The sequence below is a fragment of the Nevskia sp. genome (assembly GCF_051860985.1).
Taxonomy (GTDB): domain Bacteria; phylum Pseudomonadota; class Gammaproteobacteria; order Nevskiales; family Nevskiaceae; genus Nevskia.
Genome location: NZ_JBIMKV010000039.1, coordinates 1 through 1,482, shown reverse-complemented (window position 1 = coordinate 1,482; position 1,482 = coordinate 1). Strand labels below are relative to the sequence as shown.

Here is a 1,482-nt window from a genome sequence, read left to right as displayed (position 1 = left end):
AGGTGCTGACACCGACGCCGAGCCAGCCATTTTCGCTGGGCGGCAGCCTTGCCGGGCCGACGCTGGCGGGCGGCGGCTTCGGCGAGATTGATCCGGCGCTGTCGGCGCTGCTCGGCACCGCCACATCGGTAGTCGCGGTGCCCGGCGTGGCCGCCGAGCGGGCGCCGGTGCTCGGCGATTTCGCCGGCGTGGGGGTCAACCAGACCACAGCCACCGACCTTTCGCCGTTCCGGTCGCTACAGCCGCAAACCGAGAATCTCAGCCTGGGGGCGACCTGGAACCAGCCGATCGGCAGCGTTTCGGCGACGATCAGCGGGCGCTTCGAGGCCAGCAACAGTGAATCCCGCCTCGGTCTGGCCGCGGTGTCGCTCGGCATTCCGGCGAGCAACCCGTTTTCGCCGTTCGATGCACCGGTGACGCTGTTCCGCTATGCCACGGCGCCGGGGCCGCTGCTGCGGCGGCAGGACAGCCGGACAGGGTCGCTCGGCGTGGCGCTGAACGGCGATGTCGGCGCCTGGCGCTGGTCGTTCAACGGCAATTACAACCGCAGCGAGACCGACACGCTGACCGATCGCAACCTAGATCCCACTGCGCTGCAGGGCCGGCTCGATGCGAACGATCCGGCGTTCAACCCGTTTGGCGCGGGCGCACTGTCAGGTACCTTGCGGCAGGACCGGGCACGGGCGGTGACCGATCTCGGCTCGGCGGAGGCGGTGGCCTCGGGCAGCCCGATCAGCCTGCCAGCGGGCCCGGTGACAACAACGCTCAAGGCCGGGTTCGAGACGCTGCGCCAACGGTCGTTTTCGGACCGCGGCGGACTGATCCAGGATGTGGCGCTGGGGCGCGACAAGGGGCAGTTCCAGGCCAGCTTCGACCTGCCGCTGACCTCGGTTCGCAATGATGTGCTGGCCGGCATCGGCGACCTGTCGCTCAACTTCAATGCCGGGCTCGACAGCCTGTCGGATTTCGGCTCGCTGACGACGATCGGCTATGGCCTCAACTGGTCGCCGTCCAGCCGGTTGCGGCTGCTCGTATCGGTGACCGAGGAGGAAGCCGCGCCGACCGTCCAGCAGCTGGGCGGACCGCTGGTCGTTACCCCCAATGTCCGGGTGTTTGACCTGGTGCGCGGCGAGACGGTGGACATCACCCGTCTCGATGGCGGCAACGCCGGGTTGACCGCGGACAGCCGCCGGGTGATCAAGATCGGCGGCAACTGGAAGCCCTTTGCCTCGTCCGACCTCAACCTCAGCGTCAACTTCGTCGACAGCCGCTTGAAGGGCCAGATCGAAAGCTTCCCCACTGCGACGCCCGAGATCGAGGCGGCGTTTCCGGACCGGTTCGTCCGCGATGCCGAGGGCCGGCTGCTGCAGATCGACAACCGCGCGGTCAATTTTGCGAGTGCCGACCGGCAGGAACTGCGGACCGGACTGACTCTGTTCCAAACGATCAAGCCCAGCGCCAGCGAGCAGGCCGAAGCGGCCG

The 1,482-nt window shown here is 68.3% G+C and carries 1 pseudogene; it reads left to right on the top strand.

The features are described from left to right. Positions 1-137: 137 nt before the first annotated feature. Positions 138-1,482 (top strand): annotated as a pseudogene (locus tag ACTIGJ_RS19550) (TonB-dependent receptor); the annotation flags it as partial.